Origin of the sequence: Streptomyces litchfieldiae (genome assembly GCF_031845365.1) — a bacterium.
In the GTDB taxonomy this organism is placed as follows: Bacteria; Actinomycetota; Actinomycetes; order Streptomycetales; family Streptomycetaceae; genus Streptomyces; species Streptomyces litchfieldiae.
Window position 1 is genome coordinate 122,684 of record NZ_JAVREL010000018.1, and the last position, 21,559, is coordinate 144,242.

At 72.8% G+C, this 21,559-nt stretch carries 13 protein-coding genes; 6 read left to right on the forward strand and 7 right to left on the reverse strand.

From position 1 onward, the window contains the following. Positions 1-28: 28 nt before the first annotated feature. Positions 29-1,261, reverse strand: coding sequence for a nucleotide sugar dehydrogenase (locus RM590_RS26700; protein WP_311707270.1), 1,233 nt, complete (start codon positions 1,259-1,261; stop codon positions 29-31). A gap of 183 nt (positions 1,262-1,444) precedes the next feature. On the opposite strand from RM590_RS26700, the gene RM590_RS26705 reads away from it, so the two are divergent. From RM590_RS26705 to RM590_RS26725, 5 genes are all read left to right on the forward strand, one after another. After that, positions 1,445-3,151, forward strand: a complete 1,707-nt coding sequence (locus tag RM590_RS26705) for a glycerol-3-phosphate dehydrogenase/oxidase (RefSeq protein ID WP_311707271.1) — start codon at positions 1,445-1,447, stop codon at positions 3,149-3,151. A gap of 73 nt (positions 3,152-3,224) precedes the next feature. Further along, positions 3,225-5,288 (forward strand): protein kinase domain-containing protein, encoded by a 2,064-nt coding sequence (locus tag RM590_RS26710; protein ID WP_311707272.1) that lies wholly within the window; start codon positions 3,225-3,227, stop codon positions 5,286-5,288. A gap of 114 nt (positions 5,289-5,402) precedes the next feature. Continuing rightward, the gene (locus tag RM590_RS26715) at positions 5,403-8,003 is read left to right on the forward strand and encodes a serine/threonine protein kinase (RefSeq protein WP_311707273.1); all 2,601 of its coding nucleotides are present in this window, start codon (positions 5,403-5,405) and stop codon (positions 8,001-8,003) included. A gap of 155 nt (positions 8,004-8,158) precedes the next feature. Beyond that, entirely contained in the window at positions 8,159-9,733 is a 1,575-nt protein-coding gene (locus RM590_RS26720; protein WP_311707274.1) for a succinic semialdehyde dehydrogenase, read from the forward strand. After that, positions 9,734-11,563: a GMC family oxidoreductase gene (locus RM590_RS26725; RefSeq protein WP_311707275.1), complete on the forward strand. Its 1,830-nt coding sequence runs from the start codon at positions 9,734-9,736 to the stop codon at positions 11,561-11,563. It abuts the gene before it with no gap. A gap of 60 nt (positions 11,564-11,623) precedes the next feature. Here RM590_RS26725 and RM590_RS26730 read toward each other — a convergent pair whose 3' ends face one another. Both RM590_RS26730 and RM590_RS26735 read right to left on the reverse strand, forming a co-directional pair. Next, complete coding sequence (locus RM590_RS26730) at positions 11,624-12,391, reverse strand: hypothetical protein (RefSeq protein ID WP_311707276.1); 768 nt, start codon at positions 12,389-12,391, stop codon at positions 11,624-11,626. A 622-nt stretch (positions 12,392-13,013) separates the two neighbouring features. Further along, a complete protein-coding gene (locus RM590_RS26735; RefSeq protein WP_311707277.1) occupies positions 13,014-13,289 on the reverse strand; it encodes a chorismate mutase in 276 nt (91 codons plus the stop codon). 283 nt (positions 13,290-13,572) lie between these two features. Between RM590_RS26735 and guaA the strand changes: the two genes are divergently transcribed. Continuing rightward, on the forward strand, positions 13,573-15,147 hold the full coding sequence (gene guaA, locus RM590_RS26740; RefSeq protein WP_311707278.1) for a glutamine-hydrolyzing GMP synthase: 1,575 nt from the start codon (positions 13,573-13,575) through the stop codon (positions 15,145-15,147). A 41-nt stretch (positions 15,148-15,188) separates the two neighbouring features. Here the strand turns inward: guaA and RM590_RS26745 are convergent, their stop codons facing one another. The 4 genes from RM590_RS26745 to RM590_RS26760 form a co-directional block, all read right to left on the reverse strand. Further along, positions 15,189-16,151, reverse strand: coding sequence for an extracellular catalytic domain type 1 short-chain-length polyhydroxyalkanoate depolymerase (locus RM590_RS26745; protein WP_394813980.1), 963 nt, complete (start codon positions 16,149-16,151; stop codon positions 15,189-15,191). 100 nt (positions 16,152-16,251) lie between these two features. After that, positions 16,252-17,715, reverse strand: coding sequence for a non-reducing end alpha-L-arabinofuranosidase family hydrolase (locus RM590_RS26750; RefSeq protein WP_311707279.1), 1,464 nt, complete (start codon positions 17,713-17,715; stop codon positions 16,252-16,254). A 127-nt stretch (positions 17,716-17,842) separates the two neighbouring features. Further along, the gene (locus RM590_RS26755; protein ID WP_311707280.1) at positions 17,843-19,063 is read right to left on the reverse strand and encodes an alpha-L-fucosidase; all 1,221 of its coding nucleotides are present in this window, start codon (positions 19,061-19,063) and stop codon (positions 17,843-17,845) included. 113 nt (positions 19,064-19,176) lie between these two features. Continuing rightward, complete coding sequence (locus RM590_RS26760) at positions 19,177-21,531, reverse strand: xyloglucanase (protein WP_311707281.1); 2,355 nt, start codon at positions 21,529-21,531, stop codon at positions 19,177-19,179. Between the last annotated feature and the right edge of the window lie 28 nt (positions 21,532-21,559).

Genomic DNA, 21,559 nt, shown 5'->3' on the forward strand with positions numbered 1-21,559 from the left:
CTGAACGCTAGGGGACGTGGTCAGGGCGTCACAACCGGTGGGCGCTCCCGGCGGGGGTGGCACCCCGGGTGTCGAGCAGGAGTTGGGCCTTGGCGGCCAGGCCCTGGAGGTCGTAGGTGGCGTGCGGCTGGAGCAGCAGGGTCAGGTCCGCCTCGGCGGCCGACTCGGGGAGCGGGTCCGCCCGCGCGATCTGCTGCCCCGCCACCCGCCACTGGGTGACGAAGGGGTCGTGGAACGTGAGCCGCGCGCCCAGGCCGAGCAGCCGGGTGGCGATCTCCCGTGCCGGGGCGCCCTCTTGGGCGGGCAGGTCGGGCCGGTAGGTCACGCCGAGGAGCAGGACGTGCGCGCCGCGGGCGGACTTGCCGTGCTCGTTGAGCAGCGCGGCGGCGCGCTGGGCGACGTAGCGCGGCATGCGCTCGTTGACCTCGCGGGCCCGCTCGACGAGGCGGAGCCGGCCGCCGGGGTTGGCCGGGGCGGTGTATCCGCCGACGCCGGGGCCCGGGCGGAAGGACTGGAAGCCGAACGGCTTGGTCTCCGCGCACCGCACCACGTCCCACAGGTCGATGCCGAGCTCGTGGCAGAGCACAGCCATCTCGTTGACCAGCGCGATGTTGACGTGCCGGAAGTTCGTCTCCAGCACCTTGACGGCCTCGGCCTCGGCCAGGCCCCGGGCGCGGACCACCTTGTCGGTCAGCCGCCCGTAGAACGCCGCCGCCGCCTCGGTGCAGGCGGGGGTGAGGCCGCCGATGACGCGCGGGGTGTTGGCGTAGCCGAACGTGCGGCTGCCCGGGTCGAGGCGGCCGGGGGCGTGGGCGAGGTGGAAGTCGCGCCCGGCGCGCAACCCGGAGCCGCGTTCGAGCAGGGGGCGCAGCACGTTCCGGGTGGTGCCCGGGTGCACGACCGACTCCAGCACCACCAGCATCCGGGGGCGCAGCCGAGGCGCGAGCGCCGTGGCCGCGTCCCGCACGGCGCCCAGATCGGGCGCGCGCCCGCTGCCGGGCGGGGTGGGGGCGCAGATCAGGGCCGTGCGCACCCGGCCGAGCACCGCCGGTTCGCTGGTGGCGCGGAAGCCGGCGGCCAGCATGCGGCGCAGCTCAGCGGCGGAGAGGAAGCCGTCGGCCGGCGGCCGGCCGGCGTTGAGCCCGGCCGCGGCGGCGGGGTCGGGCGTGAAGCCGACGGTGCCGATGCCGGCGGCGGTGGCGGCCCGGGCTGTGGGCAGTCCCTGCTGCCCCAGCCCGAGAACGGCGAGATCAGCGGGCATTGGCGGTCGGCTCCCATCTCCCCCGGCGGTCAGCTTAGGGGCATATATGACAGATGTAGCTGATTGACCGCCGAGGCGGACCGATGGCGCGCCAAAGCGACGGAAATGGGGGAGCATCGATAACGGAAGTCGACCGGAACGAGCGGGCGTACGCATACGAGCGGGCGTGACTGGGAGGCAGGCGTGAGGACAGCCGCACTGGGACCGGATCAGCGAGCCGGGGCCCTGGCCCGGATGGCGGAGCGAGAGCTCGACGTGCTCGTGATCGGCGGGGGAGTGGTCGGCGCGGGCACCGCGCTGGACGCCGTGACGCGCGGGCTCGCGACCGGGCTGGTCGAGGCGCGGGACTGGGCGTCCGGCACGTCGAGCCGGTCCAGCAAGCTGATCCATGGCGGGCTGCGCTACCTGGAGATGCTCGACTTCGGCCTGGTGCGGGAGGCCCTGAAGGAACGCGGTCTGCTGCTGGAACGTATCGCCCCGCATCTCGTGCGGCCCGTGCCGTTCCTGTACCCGTTGCGCCATCGCGGCTGGGAACGGCTCTACGCCGGGTCCGGCGTGGCGCTCTACGACGCGATGTCGCTGTCCTCCGGGCACGGCCGCGGGCTGCCCCGGCACCGGCACCTGACGCGCCGCCACGCGCTGCGGGTCGCGCCCTGCCTGCGCAAGGAGGCACTGGTCGGCGCGTTGCAGTACTACGACGCGCAGGTGGACGACGCCCGTTATGTGGCCACGCTCGTGCGCACCGCGGCGGGCTACGGGGCGCATGTGGCCAACCGCGCGCGGGTCACCGAGTTCCTGCGCGAGGGGGAGCGCGTGGTCGGCGTGAAGGTGCGCGATCTGGAGCAGGACGGCGCCTACGAGGTGCGGGCCAAACAGGTCGTCAACGCCACCGGGGTGTGGACGGACGACACCCAGGCGATGATCGCCGAGCGCGGGCAGTTCCACGTCCGGGCCTCCAAGGGCATTCACCTCGTGGTGCCCAAGGACCGCATCCACTCCTCGACCGGGCTGATCCTGCGCACCGAGACCAGCGTGCTGTTCGTCATCCCCTGGGGCCGGCACTGGATCGTCGGCACCACGGACACCGCCTGGGACCTGGACAAGGCGCATCCGGCGGCGTCCAGCGCCGACATTGACTACCTGCTCGACCACGTCAACTCGGTGCTGGCCGTGCCGCTCGCCCGGGACGACGTGGAGGGCGTCTACGCGGGGCTGCGCCCGTTGCTCGCCGGGGAGTCGGACGCCACCAGCAAGCTGTCGCGCGAGCACACGGTCGCGCACCCGGTGCCCGGCCTGGTGGTGGTCGCGGGCGGCAAGTACACGACGTACCGGGTGATGGCCAAGGACGCGGTGGACGCCGCCGTGCACGGGCTGGACCGGCGCGTGGCGGACTGCTGCACCGAGAAGATCCGGCTCGCCGGCGCCGAGGGCTATGACGCCCTGTGGAACTCCCGGGCCCGGCTCGCAGCCCGCGCCGGGCTGCACGAGGCGCGCGTGGAGCATCTGCTGCGCCGCTACGGCTCGCTGACGGAGGAACTGCTGGAGCTGATCGCCGAGCGGCCCGCGCTGGGCGAGCCGCTGCCGGCCGCCGACGACTACCTCAAGGCCGAGATCGTGTACGCCGCTTCGCACGAGGGCGCCCGGCATCTGGAGGACGTGCTCACACGCCGGACGCGCATCTCGATCGAGACGTTCGACCGGGGCACGCGCAGCGCGCGGGAGTGCGCCGAGCTGATGGCTCCGGTGCTCGGCTGGACCCCCGAACAGGTCGAACGCGAGGTGCAGCACTACGAGAAGCGGGTGGAGGCGGAGCGCGAGTCGCAGTTGCAGCCGGACGACCAGACGGCGGACGCGGCCCGGCTCGGCGCCCCGGACACCGTGCCGCTCTGACGTTCCGGCCGCTCCCCGCGGACCGGCTGTCGGCCGGATGGGTGACAATGGCCGGGGAAGCCGGAGGGGACGCATGGGCCAAGACAACGGGGACATCGAGGCGCGGGACGACAAGGCCCGCGACGACAGCGCGCCGGCCGACGCGACGCCCGCTGCCGGGGCGGGCGAGGCGCCGGAGGACAAGGGGCCAAAGGCCGCGGCGGAGCCGCGGGACGCCGTGCCGGAGGCGGACGACGAGTCTGACGAGAAGCCGGGCGAGAAGCCGGATGACGGGTCGGAGGCCCACTCCGGTGACGCCGGCGATGCCAGTGACGCCGGTGACAGTGGTGACACCGGGGACAGGGCGACGCAAGTGGTGCGTTCCGCGCGCCTGTTGAACGGGCGCTACCGCCTCGGCTCCGTCGTGGGCCGCGGCGGCATGGGCACCGTCTGGCACGCCACGGACGAAGTCCTGGGCCGCGCGGTCGCGGTGAAGGAGCTTCGGCTGCCGCCGGACGTCGACGACGCCGAGCGCCGGCGCATGATCACCCGCACCCTGCGCGAGGCCAAGGCCATCGCCACCATCCGCAGCCGGGGCGTCGTCACCATCTACGACGTGGTGGACGAGGGCTCCCGGCCGTGGATCGTGATGGAGCTCATCGAGGGCCGTTCACTCGCCGACATCATCCGGCACGACGGGCCGATGACGCCGCGCCGCGCCGCCCGGACAGGGCTCGCGGTCCTGGACGTGCTGCGCGCCGCCCACGGGGCCGGCATCCTGCACCGCGACGTCAAGCCGTCCAACGTGCTCATCGCCGACGAGGACGGTCGCGTCGTGCTCACCGACTTCGGCATAGCCAAGGTGGAGGGCGACCCGTCGATCACCTCCACCGGCATGCTCGTCGGCGCCCCCTCCTACATCTCGCCCGAACGGGCCCGGGGCGAGGCGCCGGGCGCGCCCGCCGACATGTGGTCGCTGGGCGCCCTGCTCTACTGCTGCGTCGAGGGCCGCCCGCCGTACGACGAGGGCGGCGCGATCGCCACGCTGGCCGCCGTGATGCACGACCCCGTTCCGCCGCCGCGCCGCGCCGGACCGCTGACCGAGGTCATCAACCAACTGCTGATCAAGTCCCCGGCCGGCCGGCTGGACGAGCCCGGCGCGCGCCGCCTGCTCACCGCCGCGCTGGAGGAGCCCGAGGCCGCCGCGCCGACGCCCGGCAGCGAGGACCGGACCCTGGTCGTCGGCCTGGACGGCGCGGGCGGCACAGCCGTGCCCGAGGCGCCGCCCACGCCGGTGCGCCCGCTCTCGGCCCTCCCGGGAACGCCCGACCACCCCACGCCGCCGCCCTCGCCGCCGCCCTCGCCGGTGCCGGCGGGAGGCGGCGCGGCCCGGCGGCGGACGCTGATTATCGCCGGCGTGGTCGTCGTGCTGCTCGCGCTGCTGGGCGCCGCCCTGGCCTCGACGCTGGGCGACGACGACGGGGACGAGTCCGCTTCCGGGGGGCAGAGCGGTGAGGCCTCCGACGACCTGACCCCGGCCGACGAGGAACCGAGCGACCCGCCCGCCGACGACCCGGCGGACGATCCGTCGAACGGGGAGCCGGCGGAGTCCGACGACCCCGCCGCCGAGTCACCCGAGGAGGACGGCCCGCCGGGCACCTCGCCCGAGACGGACCCCAGCGCCTCGCTGCCGGGAAGCCCCGCCGGCTACGCCGAAGTGGCCGACACCGACTTCAACTTCCGGATATTCCTGCCGGCGGGCTGGGAGCGCACCGGCATCGCCGGACAGAACTCGGGCGGGATATACAGCGCGCCGGGCGGTGGACCCCCCAAGGTGCAGGTCGACTTCAACAGCAGCCCGGGCGACGACGCCGAGGCGGCCTGGCGCGACCTGGAGCCGGCCGTCCGGGGCAACAGCACGGACTACGAGCTGATCGGCATCGAGTCGGTGGAGTGGCGGGACTATCCCACCGTCGCCGACTGGGAGTTCGAGCGCACGGAGAACGGCGAGCGGGTACATGTGCTCAACAGAGGCTTCCGGATCGACGACGACCACGGATACGCGGTGATGATCACCTGTCCCGCCGACGAATGGAACGACAGCTCCTGCCGGACGCTCCGGGAGACGGCGTTTCAGACATTCCAGCCGTTGAATTGAGCATCTCCGGACTGAGCATCATCAGGAGTTGACAGACTGTAGCCGTAGCAAGACTGCGGCGCGTATCGTGAGAGACCGGATCCGGCGGGGGCTTGCACGCGGTGGGGAGGCATCGTGGACAGTTTCGCGGGTCGGCTGTTGGCCGATCGCTACCGGCTTCCGAGGACACCCTCGGAAGAGTTTGAGCTCATCGAGTCACGTGCCTTCGACACGGCCAGCGGACAGGAAGTCCTCGTCCGCCAGGTGCCGTTGCCCGAGATCGTGGACGCCGAGACGCTGGACGACGACGGCCGGCGGGCCCGGCCGCCGGCGCGCGGCATGGCCGACCGCGCCACGCGCACGCCGGACGACCCGGTGGTGCGCCGGGCGGTGGAGGCCGCCGTGGCGGCGGCCCGGCTGCCGGACCACCCCCGGCTCGACCAGGTCTTCGACGTCTTCGTGCAGGGCAACGGCCTGTGGATCGTCAGTGAATTAGTGCCGGCCAGGCCGCTGGCGGCCGTGCTGGCGGAGGAGCGCCTCGGCCCGTTCCGGGCCGCCGAGGTGGCCGCCGACCTGCTCGCTGCCCTGCGCATCGTGCACGCGCACGGCTGGACCCATCGCAACGTCACCGCTCGCACCGTCATGATCTGCGAGGACGGGCGCGCGGTGCTGACCGGCCTGGCGGCCGGGGCGGCGGAGGAAGTCCTCTGCGGGTACGACCCGTTGCCGTCGGATGTGCCTGAGACGTTCGCCGCGCACCCGGGGCAGCGGGCGCCCGCCGAGCAGCCCTCGCCGTCCCCGGCGCGGATTCCCGCCCAGCCGCAGCACCAGACCCAGCCGCCGCCCCAGCACCAGCAGCTCCCGCACCCGCCGCACGGCGAGTCCGGCGCGCCCGGCCACGCCGACCTGGCCGCCCGCGTGCGGCGGCAGGGCGGACTGCCGCCCGGGTACGAGGAGCAGCCGTACGGGCCCGAGGCGTACCGGCGTTGGGACACCGGCAGCGTTCCCCGGGTCGATCCCGACCCGGGAACCCCGCCGCCCGGCGGCGCGGCCGGGCTGGTCGCGCGGGTGCGGCAGCAGGGCGGCCACCCGGTCGAGCCGGCGGCGCAGCATGGCTCCGGCGCGCGGGAGAAGCTGCCGTCGAGCTGGGACTTCGAGGGGGGCAACGGCGCGCCGCCCGGCGAGGGCACGCCGCCGGGCGCCGTGGATCGCGCCGCGCGCAGCGGCGCGATCGCCGCGTACCGCGCCGGCACGCAGGCCGGCGCGGCGCGCCGCCCGGGCAGTGGGAACGGCCCCCAGGGCGGCGCCAGTCCGACCGAGCTGCCCGGTGCCGGGCGGCCCAGCCACCCCGTGCGCACCGGCTGGGAGCCGGTCCCCCGGCAGGCCCCGCCGCCCGCCGAACAGGGGCCGCCCACCCAGCAGTTGCCCCAGGCACGGCAGGCTCCGCAGCCCCCACGGACCCAGCAGGCCCCGCAGGAGCGGGCGGCGGTGCCGCCGGGCGAGGACCGTTATCGCGGCCCGGACAGCGCGCTGGCCGCCGAACGCGCGCGCCAGGCGCGCATCATGACCGTGGGCGCCGTTACCGAGCGCTGGGCGCCCGAGCAGGCCGGTCCGGTGTACGAGCACTGGCGGCTGGCCCCGCCCGTCGGCCCGCCCGCCGACTTCTGGGCGCTGGGCGCGCTGCTCTTCCGCGCGGTGCAGGGCTATCCGCCCTACCCCGAGGAGAGCGCGGCCGAGCTGACCCAGGCCGTCTGCGCGGAGCAGCCGGCGTTCGCCGAGGACTGCGGCGCGCTGCGCCCGATCATCGAGTCCCTGCTGCGGCAGGACCCCACCGAGCGGCTGAGCGCGGAGGAGCTGCGCGGCTGGCTGCGGTCGTTGCTGCGCAGCGCGCCGGAGCCCGAGGTGGGCCGCCGCACGGTGACCGCGCCGCCGGCGCTGGAGCCCGGGCGGCCGGCGGATCCCCGGCGGCTGCCGATCGTGCGCCGCCGCGGTGAGCTGGTGGGCCCGCGCCGGCGCCCGCGCCAGCGCCGTCCGCGCAGCCCGCGCCGCCTGGGCCGGGCGCTGCTGACGCTGGTGCTGCTCGGCATGGCGGGCGCGGTCGCCTATGTGCTGGCGTTCATGTCGGAGGAGGAGAACCCGGACCAGGGTGCCCCGCCGCCGGAGTCCCAGGAGCCCGTGGGCGAGTCGCCGGCGCCGCCGGAGGACGACGAGCCCACCGATGAGCCGACGGAGGGCTCCACCCAGCCGTCCCCGGCCGGTCAGGACGACCAGCCGGCGCCGCCGCCGGACGGTTTCACCGTCCAGGAGGACGCGGCGGGCTTCGCCCTCACGGTGCCCGAGGGCTGGCAGCGGCAGGCGGAGAACGACCAGGGCCAGATCGTCTACGCCGACGGCTCGGCGGAGATCGTGGTGGTGCCCGGCAGGGACAGCGCCGCTGAGTTCGCCAGCGAGCCGATGGACTACCAGCTCGGCCAGCAGCGGGAGCTGGACGCCTACCGGGACTACCAGTACCGGGTCGCCAGCGGCCTCTTCGAGAAGCGGCTCGGCGATGTCTCCTGGGCCGAGGGCATATTCGAGTGGCGGGACGACGACGGCGAGTGGGTCGCGTACAACCGGGTCTGGCTGATAGACGGCGCGTACCACATCGTCATGGCCACCGGCCCCGCCGCCGAGCGGGACCGGCTCGGCGAGATCTACGACGTCACCGCGGAGAGCTACGAGCCGGCCGGCGGTTGAGCGGGCGGTCGCGGTGCCGTCGCCGCCGCCCGCGCGCTGCTGGGCGCCCTCGCCGGCCGCCCCCGGCCGCCGGCCCGTCGTGACCCGTGATCACTGGCGAAAAACGGTTACCAACGGGTAGTCATCGTCGGGGGCCCGGTCGTACCCTCCGCACTATGACGACAGCGCAGTCAGATGCCCGGGCGGACGCCGCCCGGCTGGTCACCGGAGAGCTCGTGGACCTGCTGACCCGGGGTGTCGCGGGCAGCGGCCGGACCGCCTGCCACAGTCCGCTCACCGGCGAGCCGCTGGCCGAACTGCCCGAGGCGACCGAGGAGGACGTCGCCGCCGCCTTCGCGCGCGCCCGCGCCGCCCAGGCCGACTGGGCGCGCAGACCCGTCCGGCGCCGCGCCGCCGTGCTGCTGCGCTTCCACGACCTGCTGCTGCGCCGCCAGGACGAGGTGCTGGACCTGATTCAGTTGGAGACCGGCAAGGCCAGGCTGCACGCCCACGAGGAGGTGCAGGCGGTCGCCATGGCGGCCCGCCACTACGGCCGCCGGGCGCCCGCCTATCTGCGGCCGCGGCGGCACGCCGGCGCGTTCCCCGTGCTCACCCACGTCACCGAACTGCGTCACCCGCGCGGGGTCGTCGGCCACATCTCGCCGTGGAACTACCCGCTGGAGCTCTCCGCCGGTGACGCCCTGCCCGCCCTGGTCGCGGGCAACGCGGTGGTGATGAAGCCCGACACCGAGACCGCGCTGACCGCCCTGTGGGCCCGGCGGCTGCTGATCGACGCCGGGCTCCCCGAGGACGTGCTGGGGATCGTGCTGGGCGAGGGGCCCGTCGTCGGCCCCCTGGTCGTCCGGCACGCGGACTACGTCACGTTCACCGGCTCCACCCGCACCGGCCGCGAGGTCGCCGAACGCGCCGGCGCGCGGCTCATCGGCGCCAGCCTCGAACTCGGCGGCAAGAACGCCCTGGTGGTACTGGACGACGCCGACCTCGACAAGGCGGCGGCGGGCGCCGTCCGCGCCTGCTTCTCCTCCGCCGGCCAGTTGTGCATCTCCGCCGAACGGGTCTTCGTGCAGGAGAGGGTGGCCGACGAGTTCGTGCGGCGCTTCGTCGAACGGACCCGCGCGCTGCGGCTGGGCGCGCCCCTCGCCTATGGCACGGACTTCGGCTCCCTCTCCTCCCGCGCCCAACTCGACACCGTCGTCCGGCACGTCGAGGACGCCGTCGCGGGCGGCGCCGAGGTCCTGGCCGGCGGCCGGCCGCGCCCCGACCTGGGGCCGTACTTCTACGAGCCGACCATCCTGACGGGCGTCCGGCCGCCGATGCTGGCGTGCGAGGCGGAGACGTTCGGCCCGGTCGTCGCCGTCTACCGGTTCGCCGACGACGAGGAAGTCATCGCTCGCGCCAACGACACCACCTTCGGCCTCAACTCCAGCATCTGGTCCGGCAACGCGCGCCGCGCCCGGCGCATGGCCGCCCGGCTGCGCACCGGCACCGTCAACATCAACGAGGCGTACGCCGCCGCCTATGGCAGCGTCCAGGCCCCGATGGGCGGCATGGGCGACTCCGGCCTCGGCCGCCGGCACGGCGCCGAGGGCATCCTCAAGTACACCGAACCGCAGACCGTCGCCCACCAGCGGCTGCTGCCGATGGCGCCCTCCCTCGGTCTGGACGACCGCGGGTACGCGGCGCTGATGACCCGTTCGCTGAAGGCACTCAAGACCCTGAGGTTCCGGTAGATGACCAGCACGGCAGACGACTACGACGTGGTGATCGTCGGCTCCGGGTTCGGCGGCTCGGTCTCCGCGCTGCGGCTGGCCGAGAAGGGCTACCGGGTCGCGGTCCTGGAGGCGGGCCGCCGCTTCGCCCGCGCCGACCTGCCCAGGACGTCCTGGGACCTGCGCAACTACCTGTGGGCGCCGCGGCTGCGGCTGTACGGCATCCAGCGCATTCACCTGCTCCGGAATGTCATGATCCTGGCGGGCGCCGGGGTCGGCGGCGGCTCGCTCAACTACGCCAACACCCTGTACGTGCCGCCGCCCGCGTTCTTCCAGGACCGCCAGTGGCGCGACATCACCGACTGGCAGCGGGAACTGGCGCCCTACTACGACCAGGCCCAGCGCATGCTCGGCGTCCGCCTCAACCCGACGCTCACCCCCACCGACCGGCATCTGCGGGCGGCGGCCGAGAAGATGGGCGCGGGCGACACGTTCCATCTGGCGCCCGTGGGCGTCTTCTTCGGCGACGGCCGGGACGGCGACGGCTCGGCGACGGCGCCGGCCGGGGGAGAGGCGCCCGACCCGTACTTCGGCGGCGCCGGACCCGCCCGGCGCGCCTGCACCGAGTGCGGCGAGTGCATGACCGGCTGCCGGCACGGCGCCAAGAACACCCTCAACGAGAACTATCTCCACCTCGCCGAACGCGCGGGCGCCGAGGTCCACCCGCTGACCACCGTCACCGCCGTCACCGAACTCCCCGACGGCGAGGGCCACGTGATCACCACCGTGCCCACCAACGCGTCCCGGCGCGGACGCCGCCGCGCGCAACGGACCCTGCGCGCCCGCCATGTCATCGTGGCCGCCGGCACCTATGGCACCCAGACGCTGCTGCACCGGATGCGCGACAGCGGCGCCCTGCCGCGCGTCTCCGACCGGCTCGGCGCGCTGACCCGCACCAACTCCGAGGCGCTGGTCGGCGCCCGCACCAGCCCCCGCCGGTACCGGGCCCGGCACGGCGCGGACGCCGAGCCGGACTTCACCCGCGGCGTGGCGATCACCTCCTCCGTTCACCCCGACGAGCACACCCACATCGAGCCGGTGCGCTACGGCAAGGGCTCCAACGCGATGGGGTTCCTGTCCATCAAGCAGTTCCGGCGGGAGAACGGGCTGCCCCGGCTGCTGTCGTACGCGCTGACCAGCGTGCGCCACCCGGTGCTCTTCCTGATCTCGCTGTCCAACCGCAAATGGTCGGAGCGCACCATCATCGGCCTGATCATGCAGACCCACGACAACTCGCTGACCACGTACCGGAAACGGCGCGGCCTCGGCAAGGGCCGGCTCACCGCCCGGCAGGGCCATGGCGCGCCCAACCCCGACCACATACCGCAGGCCGCCGAGGCGGCCCGGCGCATCGCCGAGGACATCAACGGCTTCGCGGGCACGAACGTCGGCGAACTGATCGGCACGCCGATGACCGCCCACTTCCTCGGCGGCTGCGCCATCGGCGCGGACCCCGAACAGGGCGTGGTGGACCCGTATCACCGCCTCTGGGGCCACCCGGGCATCACGGTCGTGGACGGCTCGGCCGTCTCCGCCAACCTCGGCGTCAACCCCGCGCTGACCATCACCGCCCAGGCCGAGCGCGCCATGGCGCTGTGGCCCAACAAGGGCGAGCCCGACCCCCGGCCGCCGCAGGGCGCCGCCTATGTGCCGCTGCCGCCGGTCCCGCCGGCCGCCCCCGCCGTCCCGGAGTCGGCGTTCGCCGCGCTGCGCACGGCCGTTGTCCTCCCGGTTCCCGAAGTCCCGCCGCGGGGCGAGGGGATGGGGGCGCAGGAGAAGGAGTCCACGTGATGGCGAAGGGGCCCGTTCCTCGGGGGAATGGGAACGGACCCCTTCGGTCCCTGCGGGCCCTCAGGCCCGGGTGCCGCGCCTGCGGTGCAGCAGGAACGCGGTGCCGCCGCCGATCGCCAGGGTGGTGACGCCCGCCACGGCGTACACCGGCGGACCGGCCGACGAGGAGTCACCGCCGGACGCCGCGAAGGGCCCCGTGCCCCCGGCCGGCAGCGGCGGGTAATCCCCCTCGGGCGCCTGGCTGTTGCCGAGCACCTGCGCCCCCTCGGCCGGGCGCGGCGGGCCGATGTCGGTGCCCGGGGCGACGAAGTCCACGTCGTAGGTGCTCCAGTCGGACAGTTGGCAGGACCCGTCGCGGTTGACGAAGACGCCGGAGTCGATGAACCACTCGGCCTCGTGCAAGGTGTCCGCGGGCAGCCGCACCCGCACCGGCACCTCCGCGTACGCGTCCGGCTCCAGCGGTCCGGCGTCGGCGAAGAAGCCGGCCGGATCGCCGATGTCCAGCCACTCGCCGTCCGGCCGCCACTGGATCTCGGGCACGAGCTCCGGCGCCGCGTTGACGTCGCTGTTGGTCTCCAGCCGCAGGAACGTGTGCAGCGAGTCGACCGGCTCGCCGAAGTCGTTGACGACCCGGAAGGTGAACTCCGACCACTCGCCTGCCACCATCGTGTCCGGCATGTCCGGCAGTTCGGCCGGCTTCTCGGACTCGGCGGACCAGTCCGGGCACTCCGGGCCGGACGAGGCGCTCGCGGGCCCGGCGGCGCCGAGCAGCGCGGCTGCGGTCACCGCTGTCGCCGCCGCGGCGCGGGTGACGGGGCGCGGCCTCATCGACGCCTCCAGAGAGCCTGATCCGGTATTGCATGGGGTATGACCGGCCACGGCGCTGGGGGGTTGCGCCGACCATGGTCACGAAACAGCCACGGAAGCTTCATGTGTGCCTCGTTCCCCGCGGGTTGGTAAGGAGCATCGGGCGCAGATTCGACGGGTGGTCCCCGGGGGCGGTTCCGGGGCGGGAGCGCCGGAGACGGCGAGGAGCCCCGGCCCGAGGGGCCGGGGCTCCCGCGTCAGCACGGGCGACAGGGCGGCGCCGGTGCTGGGGAGCGGCGCCCGGGGGCAGGCGCCGCCGCCGTTGGCCGGACCATTGGAGGGGGGTGCGCCACGGTCCGCCAACAGGTCTGAAGCTGTCCTTCCCGCATCGTGGGCGATGCGGAATCCCTCGTGCAAGAGCGCGGCGGCCGGCCCCCGGCGTCCCGGGAACCGGCCGCCCGCCAGGACGTGACCGGCCTGCTGTCCCCTGCTGCCCGGCCACCGCACCGGAGCGAGGTCCCACGGCGCGCGGCCCCCGCCACACCGCGGGGGCCGGGGCGCCTCATCGCCCCGGGGACAACCCCTTCAACGAAGCCCGCCGGGGGCGGTCACGCTCCGTACGGGTGACTTGCCGCCAACGAGTTCAGCGCTCGGAGGTGCCGCGACCCCGGCACAGTTCGAGCAACGTCATCGCGAGCTGGGTGCCGGGCCGCCCCAGCGCCTCCCGGTAGCGGCGCAGGATCTCCAGCTCGCGGGAGAGGTGCACGCGCCGCCCGCCCGCCGCGATGCGCGTGCGCTGGATCTGTTCGGACACGGTGATGCGTTCTCTGACGAGCTCGGCGATGCGCGCGTCCAGGTCGTCGATGCGGGTGCGGGCGTCGGCGATCACCGCGGTCGCCTCGTCTTCGGTGGTGTTCATGCCGGGGTCTCCCAGGAATCGGATGGCCGGCCCGGTCATTCGCCGCCCCCGGACGCGCGAACGCCCCGGGCGGCCGTTTCCGGGCCCGGGGCGTTGTGGTTGTCGCTGGTCAGCGCCGCGCGTGGCGCTCCTGACGGCAGCCGGCCGGGCCGGTGCCATAGGTAAAGGAGCGGGTGTGCGTGACGCGAAGCATGCCGTGAGTATGCCAGCGAGGCCGGGCCGGGGCCAAGCCGCGGTCGGTAGACTCATACGACGCAAGGAAGGCAAGAAAGGCAGCTCATTCGTGGCAGACACGGACACCGACACGGTTCTCGTTGTCGATTTCGGCGCCCAGTACGCCCAGCTCATCGCCCGCCGGGTGCGTGAGGCGCGGGTCTACAGCGAGATCGTTCCGTCCACCATGCCGGTGGCCGAGATCCTTGCGAAGCGACCGCGCGCGATCATCCTCTCCGGCGGCCCGTCATCGGTCTACGCCGAGGACGCCCCGGGCATGGACCGCTCGATCTTCGAGGCCGGTGTGCCGGTGTTCGGCATGTGCTACGGGTTCCAGCTCATGGCCCAGGCGCTGGGCGGCACCGTCGACAACACCGGCGCGCGCGAGTACGGCCGCACCGCGCTGAGCGTGACCCGCTCCTCCTCCACCCTCTTCGAGGGCACCCCGGACGAGCAGCAGGTCTGGATGTCGCACGGCGACGCCTGCTCCGCCGCCCCGGAGGGCTTCACCGTGACGGCCGCCACCGAGACCGTTCCGGTGGCCGCGTTCGAGGACGACGAGCGGCGGCTTTACGGCGTCCAGCACCACCCCGAGGTGATGCACTCCACCTACGGGCAGCAGGTGCTCGAACACTTCCTGTACCGGGGCGCCGGGATCACCCCGAGCTGGACCACCGGCAGCATCGTCGACGAGCAGGTCGCCGCGATCCGCGAGCGGGTCGGCGGCAAGCGCGCCATCTGCGCGCTGTCCGGCGGCGTGGACTCCGCGGTCGCGGCCGCCCTGGTCAACCGCGCCATCGGCGACCAGCTCACCTGCGTGTACGTGGACCACGGGCTGATGCGCAAGGGCGAGACCGAGCAGGTCGAGAAGGACTTCGTGGCCGCGACCGGCGTCAAGCTGCGCGTCGTGGACGCGGCCGACCGTTTCCTCTCCGCGCTGGCCGGGGTCAGCGACCCGGAGCAGAAGCGGAAGATCATCGGCCGGGAGTTCATCCGGGTCTTCGAGCAGGCGCAGGCCGAGCTGGTCGCCGAGGCGGGCGCGGTGGGCGAGGACGTGGCGTTCCTGGTGCAGGGCACGCTCTACCCGGACGTGGTGGAATCCGGCGGCGGCACCGGCACGGCGAACATCAAGTCCCACCACAACGTGGGCGGGCTCCCCGAGGACCTCGAGTTCGAGCTGATCGAGCCGCTGCGCAAGCTGTTCAAGGACGAGGTGCGGATGGTCGGGCAGGAGCTCGGCCTGCCGGACGAGATCGTCCACCGCCAGCCGTTCCCCGGCCCCGGCCTCGGCATCCGCATCGTCGGCGAGATCACCCGCGAGCGGCTGGACCTGCTGCGCGAGGCGGACGCGATCGTCCGCGAGGAGCTGACGGCGGCGGGCCTGGACCGCGAGATCTGGCAGTGCCCGGTGGTGCTGCTGGCCGACGTCCGCAGCGTCGGCGTCCAGGGCGACGGCCGCACCTACGGCCACCCGGTGGTGCTGCGCCCGGTCTCGTCCGAGGACGCGATGACGGCGGACTGGTCACGCCTGCCCTACGACCTGCTCGCGAAGATCTCCACACGGATCACCAACGAGGTCCGCGACGTGAACAGGGTCACACTGGACATCACGAGCAAGCCCCCCGGCACGATCGAATGGGAGTGACGGCCACCACCGCGTCGCCCCGGATCTCCTGGACCTCCACGTCATAGGTCGTCGCCCGGGCCCTCGCCGGTGGACGCGGTCAGGCCGAAGAAGCGGAGTGTCTCGGCGGGCTGGTGCGGCAGGCCGTGGTTGACGCCCTCCATGCTGATCGCCTCGACCGGGGCCTGGCCGCCGGTGCCGCCGTAGCGGGTGCGGGTCCAGTTCGACTGCGGATGGTCGGTGAACTCCGGCGTCTGGTCGGTGGCGCTGACGTTGGTCCACTGGTCGATCTGCTCTTGGAAGTTCGGGTAGTAGAGCGCCTCGTCCTCGGTGCCGTGCCAGATCTGCATGCGCGGCCAGGGCCCGTTGTAGCCGGGGTTGGCGTTCCGGACCGCGTCGCCCCACTGCTGTGGCGTGCGGTCGATGGTCCCGGTCGCGCAGTCGCTGTTCCACTCCGAGCCGTTGGTGGTGGCGAAGCAGGTGAACGGGACGCCGGCGTAGGCCGACCCGGCCTTGAACACCTCGGGGTAGACCCCGAGCAGGACGTTGGTCATCATCGCACCCGAGGACACGCCGGTGGCGTAGATCCGGTTCGGGTCGGCCCCATAGTTGGCGAGGGTGTAGTCGACCATCGACTTGATGCTGACCGAGTCGCCGCCGGTGCCGCTGAGCGAGGCCTGGGAGGCGACGTCGAAGCATTTGCTGCTGCGGGTGACCGAGGGGTAGATGACGATGTAGCCGTACTGGTTGGCGAGTTCGTCGAACTGCGTGCCGTTGTGGAAGTCGGTCGCGGACCCGGTGCACCAGTGGTTGCCCACCACGATCGCCGGGTCCGCGGGGACGTTGTCCGGCACGTACAGGTACATCTCGAGGTTGCCGGGATTGTTCCCGAAGTTCGTGATCTGCTGGAGCTGGGCGGCGTGCGCCGCCTTGGGGGTCACGAAGACCATCAGCGCGGAGGCCAGCACGAGCGCGATCGCGAAGACCGCTGTCGCGCCGCGGCGCAATCGGATGACCGTGGACATGGGCTCGTTCCTTCGTTGTCAGGGGGACCGTGGGACAGGCGGGGTCCGAGGCGCCGGGAGACGAGTCCGGGCGCCTCGGATCGGTGCTCGCGAATCGGAACTAGGTGAGCGTCCACTGCTGGTTGGCGCCGCCGTGGCAGGTCCACAAGTGAACCGGGGTCCCGTTGGCCGTGCCCCAGCCGGAGACGTCGAGACACAGTCCTGATTGGACTGATCTGATGGTGCCGTCGCCGTTCAGGCGCCATTGCTGGTTCGATCCCCCGTGGCAGGTCCAGATGACCGCGGCCGTGCCGTCGCCGGTGCCGCCTCCGCCGGCGTCGAGGCACTTGCGCGAGGAGCCGGAGTAGACCGACAGCTCACCGGAGGACGAGAGGGTCCACCGCTGGTTGGCCCCTCCGTTGCAGTCCCAGATCTGCGTCTGGGTGCCGTCGGCCGTCGCCTGGCCGGGGACGTCGAGGCATGTGCCCGAACCGGTGCCGACGACCTGGCCCGATCCGGTGCCGCCGCCGCAGTCCGAGTTGGTCTGCGTGGCCAGAGCGAGCCGGTAGGGCATCTGGGAGTAGGGGGTGTCCGGCGGGATGTCGGAGGAGTGGCCCTGGTAGAGCAGTTGGAGGTTGCACGGGTCGATGGTCATGCGCTGGTCGTAGCCGGAGCGGAGGAGTTCGCCGTGGCTGATGTGCTCGGTCCAGGCGCCACCGGGGAAGGAGATGTTGGTGGAGCGGGCGAACGGGTTGGACTCCTCGGCGGCCAGCGGCTCCCACGGGCCGTCGAGGCTCGTGGCGGTGAAGGCCCGGTAGTAGCGGCGCCACTGCGAGTCGCCGGCCTCCCACATCAGCAGGTACTGGTCGGTGCCATCGACTTTGTAGACGGCGCCGCCCTCGAAGAGCCGCTTGGGGTCCGGGTCCTGGAGGACGACCCTGTTGTTGCGGAAGCCGTTCGGGAACTCCCCGACAGTGGTCTCGGCGCGGTAGACGCGGCCGTCGTCGTCGGCGGAGAACAGGTAGCACATGGCGTCGTCGCAGATGACCCAGAAATCGAGCAGGCCGCCGACGTCCATGAACTGCCGCGGTGCCGACCAGCTCATGGGGTCGGTCGGGTCCTTGCTGACCGAGTACGAGGGCGGCCCGGTCTGGTAGACCAGGTACCACTCGTCGCGCGGGGCGAAGTGGAAGAGCTGCGGCGCGGCGGTGTACCAGCCGGTGAGGTTCGGGTTGGTGTCCAGGAACTGCTGCGGCGCACTGGGGGCCTGGGACCAGTCGGAGAAACTGGTGTAGGCCAGCCCCCAGGCGCCGGAGGTGTCGGCGGTGGTCATGTAGACCAGCCACTCGCCGTTGTAGCGGACCACGGTGGGGTCCTTGACCGAGACGACGGGGTGGTCCGCGTCGGGCTGCGGCGAGATCACCGGCCCTGTCGAGGACCACTGGTAGGTCGAGGTGAGCTCAGCCGCCTGTACCGGGGGTGGTGACTGCTGGGCGGTGGCCGGTGGGGTGGCGGTGATGACCATGGCCGCGATCGCGGCCGCCGCCAAGGCGATCCGCGATCGGATGCGCAGTAAGCGTTTCATGGTGTCCTTCCGGGATGAGTGCGGATGCGGGACCGGTCCGTCCCTGGGGCGGTGAGCCCCGGGGACGGACCGGGGTCCTGACTGGCGAGGCCGGAAACGCGGAGCGCGTAGCAGCGGGCGGCCCTGTTCACCGCTCCTGTTCGGGCAGGGCGATGGCCACGGTCTCGTAGCCCGGCGCGGTGACGCGGACGGCTTCGGGCCGGTCGGCGATCACGACGAGCTTGTCGCCGCTCGCCCAGGTCCGGTACCAGTTGTCGGCCTCGGCGGACACGGTGACTTCGGCGTCACCCGGGAACCGCCGGTCGGTGGTGTACGGCTTCACCCCGGTCATCCACGCGGCCGCGCCTTCGAGGGTGCGGACCTGGACGTCGGGGATGCGGCCGGCGGCATCGGGTCCGACGTTGAGCAGCAGCCGGCCACCACGGGAAACCACGTCCGCGTAGTGCTTCGCCAGCTCGCGGGGGCTGAGGGTGAACGATTCGTCCTCGACCCGGTTGTAGCCGAAGGAGGATCCGAGTCCGCGGTTGTGCTCCCAGCCGGAGCCGGTCTCGTGGTCGGCGCCCATCGAGTACTCGCTCGTGCGGTAGTCCCAGACGTCGGCGCCCCAGCGGTCGTTCACGATCCCGTCGGGGACCGCGTCGCGGTAGTGGGCGATCAGGTCGACGAGCGAGCCGTCTTCCTTGCCCGCCTCGGGCCATTCGATGTCGTTCCAGAGCACCGAGGGCGCGTAGCGGTCGATCAGGTCCCGGACGTGCGCGGTGGCGTAGGCGGCGTAGGCGGCGTCGTTGGGGCGGAACCGCCAGATGTCCTCGCCCTCCACGATCGGCGGGTAGTCGGTGATCGACCAGTCGAGGCCGCCGGAGTAGTAGACGCCGAAGCGCATCCCCTCCGCGCGCACGGCCTCCGCGAGCGGGCCGAGCAGGTCGCGCTTCGGGCCGCGGTCGACGGTGTTGAAGCCGTCGCTGCCGGGGGCGTCCCACAGCGTCACCCCGTCGTGGTGCTTCGTGACGGGCACGACGTAGTCCGCCCCAAGTGCCCGGAACAGCCGCGCCCATGCGGCGGGGTCGTAGGCTTCGGCCTTCCACTGGTCGAGGAAGTCCTCGTAAGGCGCCGACCCGTGGACCTCGGCATGGTGCGCCGCCGCCGGCGACCCTTCGATGCGGATGGTGTTGGCGTACCACTCGGCATAGGAGCAGTGCTTGAACCACCCGCCTTCGGGCTCGGGTTCGCCTGCCACGTGTTCCGGCTCGGCCCAGGCGGGAACCGCGTACGGTCCCCAGTGGATGAAGATGCCGAGGCTCGCCTCCTTCACCCATCCGGGCAGGCTCTCGCGGTGCGTTCCGGTCATGTTCGTTCTCCCTCACGCGGTGTTCAATCCAGTCGGGCCGGATGTGGCTGCCGGCGCCGGCGTCGGCCTTCGGGTTGGAGGCCGCCCCGCGTCGCGCGGGGCGGCCTGCTCCGTCAGTCGGCGATGTCGCCGTAGATCACGCCGCGTGCTGACAGATAGACGCGGCCGAAGATGTGCGGGTCGCCGGTGATGGCGCTTCCGGCGAAGGCCCACTGGTGGGCGTCGTCGTTGATGCGGAACCAGCGGTCGCCGCCGTCGGTCGAGCGGAAGATGCCGTCCTGGCCTGCGACCGTGGCCGAGGTGTAGATCGCCGGGTAACCGGATCGCTCGGCGGCCTTGCCGAAGCCGACACCGATCGCCAAATCGATCGCGCGGATGCGCTGCCAGGTCGTGCCGCCGTCCTTGGAGCGCCACAAGCCGGTCGCGACCTCCGCTTTGTCGCTGCGCCCGGCGAGCCAGACATGGCCCTGGTGGCCGGGTGCGACCCTGAAGTCGTCGACGCCTTCGGCGGGCAGGCCGGTCGCCCCGGTGTCGGTGAACGTCGCGCCCGCGTCGGTGCTGCGGAAGAACCTGCCGCCGGAGAAGGCGTACAGGACCGACGGGTTGACGCGGTCGGACCGGATCCTGGCCCCTGCCGGGAGTCCCTGGACCGGGTTCCAGGTCTGGCCCAGGTCGGTGCTGTGGACCGGCGTGATGTCGGTGCTGCTGGGGGACCACAGGAGCGCGGCGGCGTCGGCGGTGATCGCGACGACGCCGCCGCTGTTGCCCTGGGCGCCTTCGAGCCGTGTCGCCTCCTGCCAGGTCTTGCCGCGGTCGGTGGAGACGATGACGTGGCTGTCCACGTCGTTGACGTCCCCGCTGCCGACGATGACGTCCGGGTCGGACGCGGCGTAGTCGAGACTGGTGCCGCCCCAGCCGGAGTGGATCATCTGCTCGGCCCGGTCGAGGTCGGTGTGGACGAAGCCGTTGACGTCGCCCATGGCGGAGACGAGGGTGCCGCCGAGCGCCGCGAGGTCGCGGACCCAGGTCATTTCTATCCCTTCGGCCCGCACCCCGACCGTGAACTTCTCGACGGGCAGGGCGATGCGCTCGCCGGCCTCGTTCTGGCCGATCAGCTCGCCCTGGGTGTCCCATCGCGTGAGGCTCTCGGTGCCCCAGATGGTGGCGCCGGTGCCCCACATGATGCGGTCGGAGTTGTGCGGGTCGATCGCCAGTCCATCGATCATCCACCCGTGCTTGACCGCGTACGCCGGGCCCTGGTCTTCGCCGCGCCAGTCCAGCCACGGTGAGCCGGTGTTGTCCATGACGAAGCGGTCGGTGCGCTCCTCGCCCTCCGCGTAGTCCCAGCTGATCTGCCAGGTCTCGCCCGAATCGGTGGAGCGGTAGAGGATCTCGTCGGGCGCCCAGTTGTTGCACGTGGCCGCCATGAGCGTGCCGGGGTTCTGGCGGTCGACGGTCACACCGCCGAAGCCGGGGATCGGACCTCGCGGGTTGTAGGCGGGGGTGACGTCGGTCCATTCGCCGGTCTGGGTCGCCAGCCGCCAGATCTGGCCGCCGTTGCCCGAGGCGGGTGCACCGTTGTAGGGGCCGGGGTCCCAGCCGGTGACGATGTACAGGTACCCGTTCGCGTTGTCCACCGCGGACTGCTTGGGGATGGTGCGGTTCCCGTCCACCACGCCGAGCGCTTCGGCCGCGCCGGGCACGGGCTGCCAGGTCGCGCCGCCGTCCTCGGACACGTACAGCGGGTCGTCCGGGTCGGCCACGCCCACATAGATGTTGCCGCCGATCTGGTCGAAGTCGATCCAGATCACGCCCTGGTTGTCGGCCAGGTAGTCGTTGGTGGGGTCGACGACGAAGTTGCCGGGGTTGGGGAAGTTCTCGACCGCCGCCCAGGTGCGGCCGTAGTCGCGCGAGCGCCACAGCCCGTTCCCGCTGGGGGTGCCCAGGTAGAGCTCGGCGTTGTCGGCGGGGTTGACGGCCAGGCGCTCGCCCATGCCGCGGCCGGGCATGTTGCCGCCCTGCTTGAACGGTAGTTCGGCCACGCCCCAGGTTTCGCCGCGGTCATCGGAGTAGAGGACGGCGCCGTTGTTCGGGTCCCAGTCGGTGGTGTAAGCGCCGACCGCGGCGTAGACGCGGTCGGTCTCGACCGGGTCGGAGGCCATCGAGACCACGCCCTGGTAGCCCCACTTGTCGCGGCTGACCCAGTCCATCAGCTGCTTCCAGGTCCGGGTGTCCTCCTGCCACCGAAAGGCACCGGCGACGTCGGTGCGGGCGTAGATGAGGTTCGGCTCGGTCTCGTTGAAGATGATGCCGGGCACGAACCCGCCGCAGTTGACTACGACGTTCTTCCAGGTGTAGGCGTCCTTGGACTGCCGGCCGGGCTTGGCGAAGGCCGGGGCGGGCAGGGCGCCGGCCGCGACCGCGACCGCGGCCGCGCCGAGGGAGGCGGTGAACGCGCGTCGTCGCATGATGTTCTCCTTCGCGATGGATACGAGG

Bases quoted from the DNA above. Each gene is read 5' to 3' on its own strand.
- RM590_RS26700 (WP_311707270.1), bottom strand. From the start codon at position 1,261: ATGCCCGCTGATCTCGCCGTTCTCGGGCTGGGGCAGCAGGGACTGCCC.
- RM590_RS26710 (WP_311707272.1), top strand. From the start codon at position 3,225: ATGGGCCAAGACAACGGGGACATCGAGGCGCGGGACGACAAGGCCCGC.
- RM590_RS26720 (WP_311707274.1), top strand. From the start codon at position 8,159: ATGACGACAGCGCAGTCAGATGCCCGGGCGGACGCCGCCCGGCTGGTC.
- RM590_RS26725 (WP_311707275.1), top strand. From the start codon at position 9,734: ATGACCAGCACGGCAGACGACTACGACGTGGTGATCGTCGGCTCCGGG.
- RM590_RS26730 (WP_311707276.1), bottom strand. From the start codon at position 12,391: ATGAGGCCGCGCCCCGTCACCCGCGCCGCGGCGGCGACAGCGGTGACC.
- RM590_RS26735 (WP_311707277.1), bottom strand. From the start codon at position 13,289: ATGAACACCACCGAAGACGAGGCGACCGCGGTGATCGCCGACGCCCGC.
- RM590_RS26745 (WP_394813980.1), bottom strand. From the start codon at position 16,151: ATGTCCACGGTCATCCGATTGCGCCGCGGCGCGACAGCGGTCTTCGCG.
- RM590_RS26750 (WP_311707279.1), bottom strand. From the start codon at position 17,715: ATGAAACGCTTACTGCGCATCCGATCGCGGATCGCCTTGGCGGCGGCC.
- RM590_RS26755 (WP_311707280.1), bottom strand. From the start codon at position 19,063: ATGACCGGAACGCACCGCGAGAGCCTGCCCGGATGGGTGAAGGAGGCG.
- RM590_RS26760 (WP_311707281.1), bottom strand. From the start codon at position 21,531: ATGCGACGACGCGCGTTCACCGCCTCCCTCGGCGCGGCCGCGGTCGCG.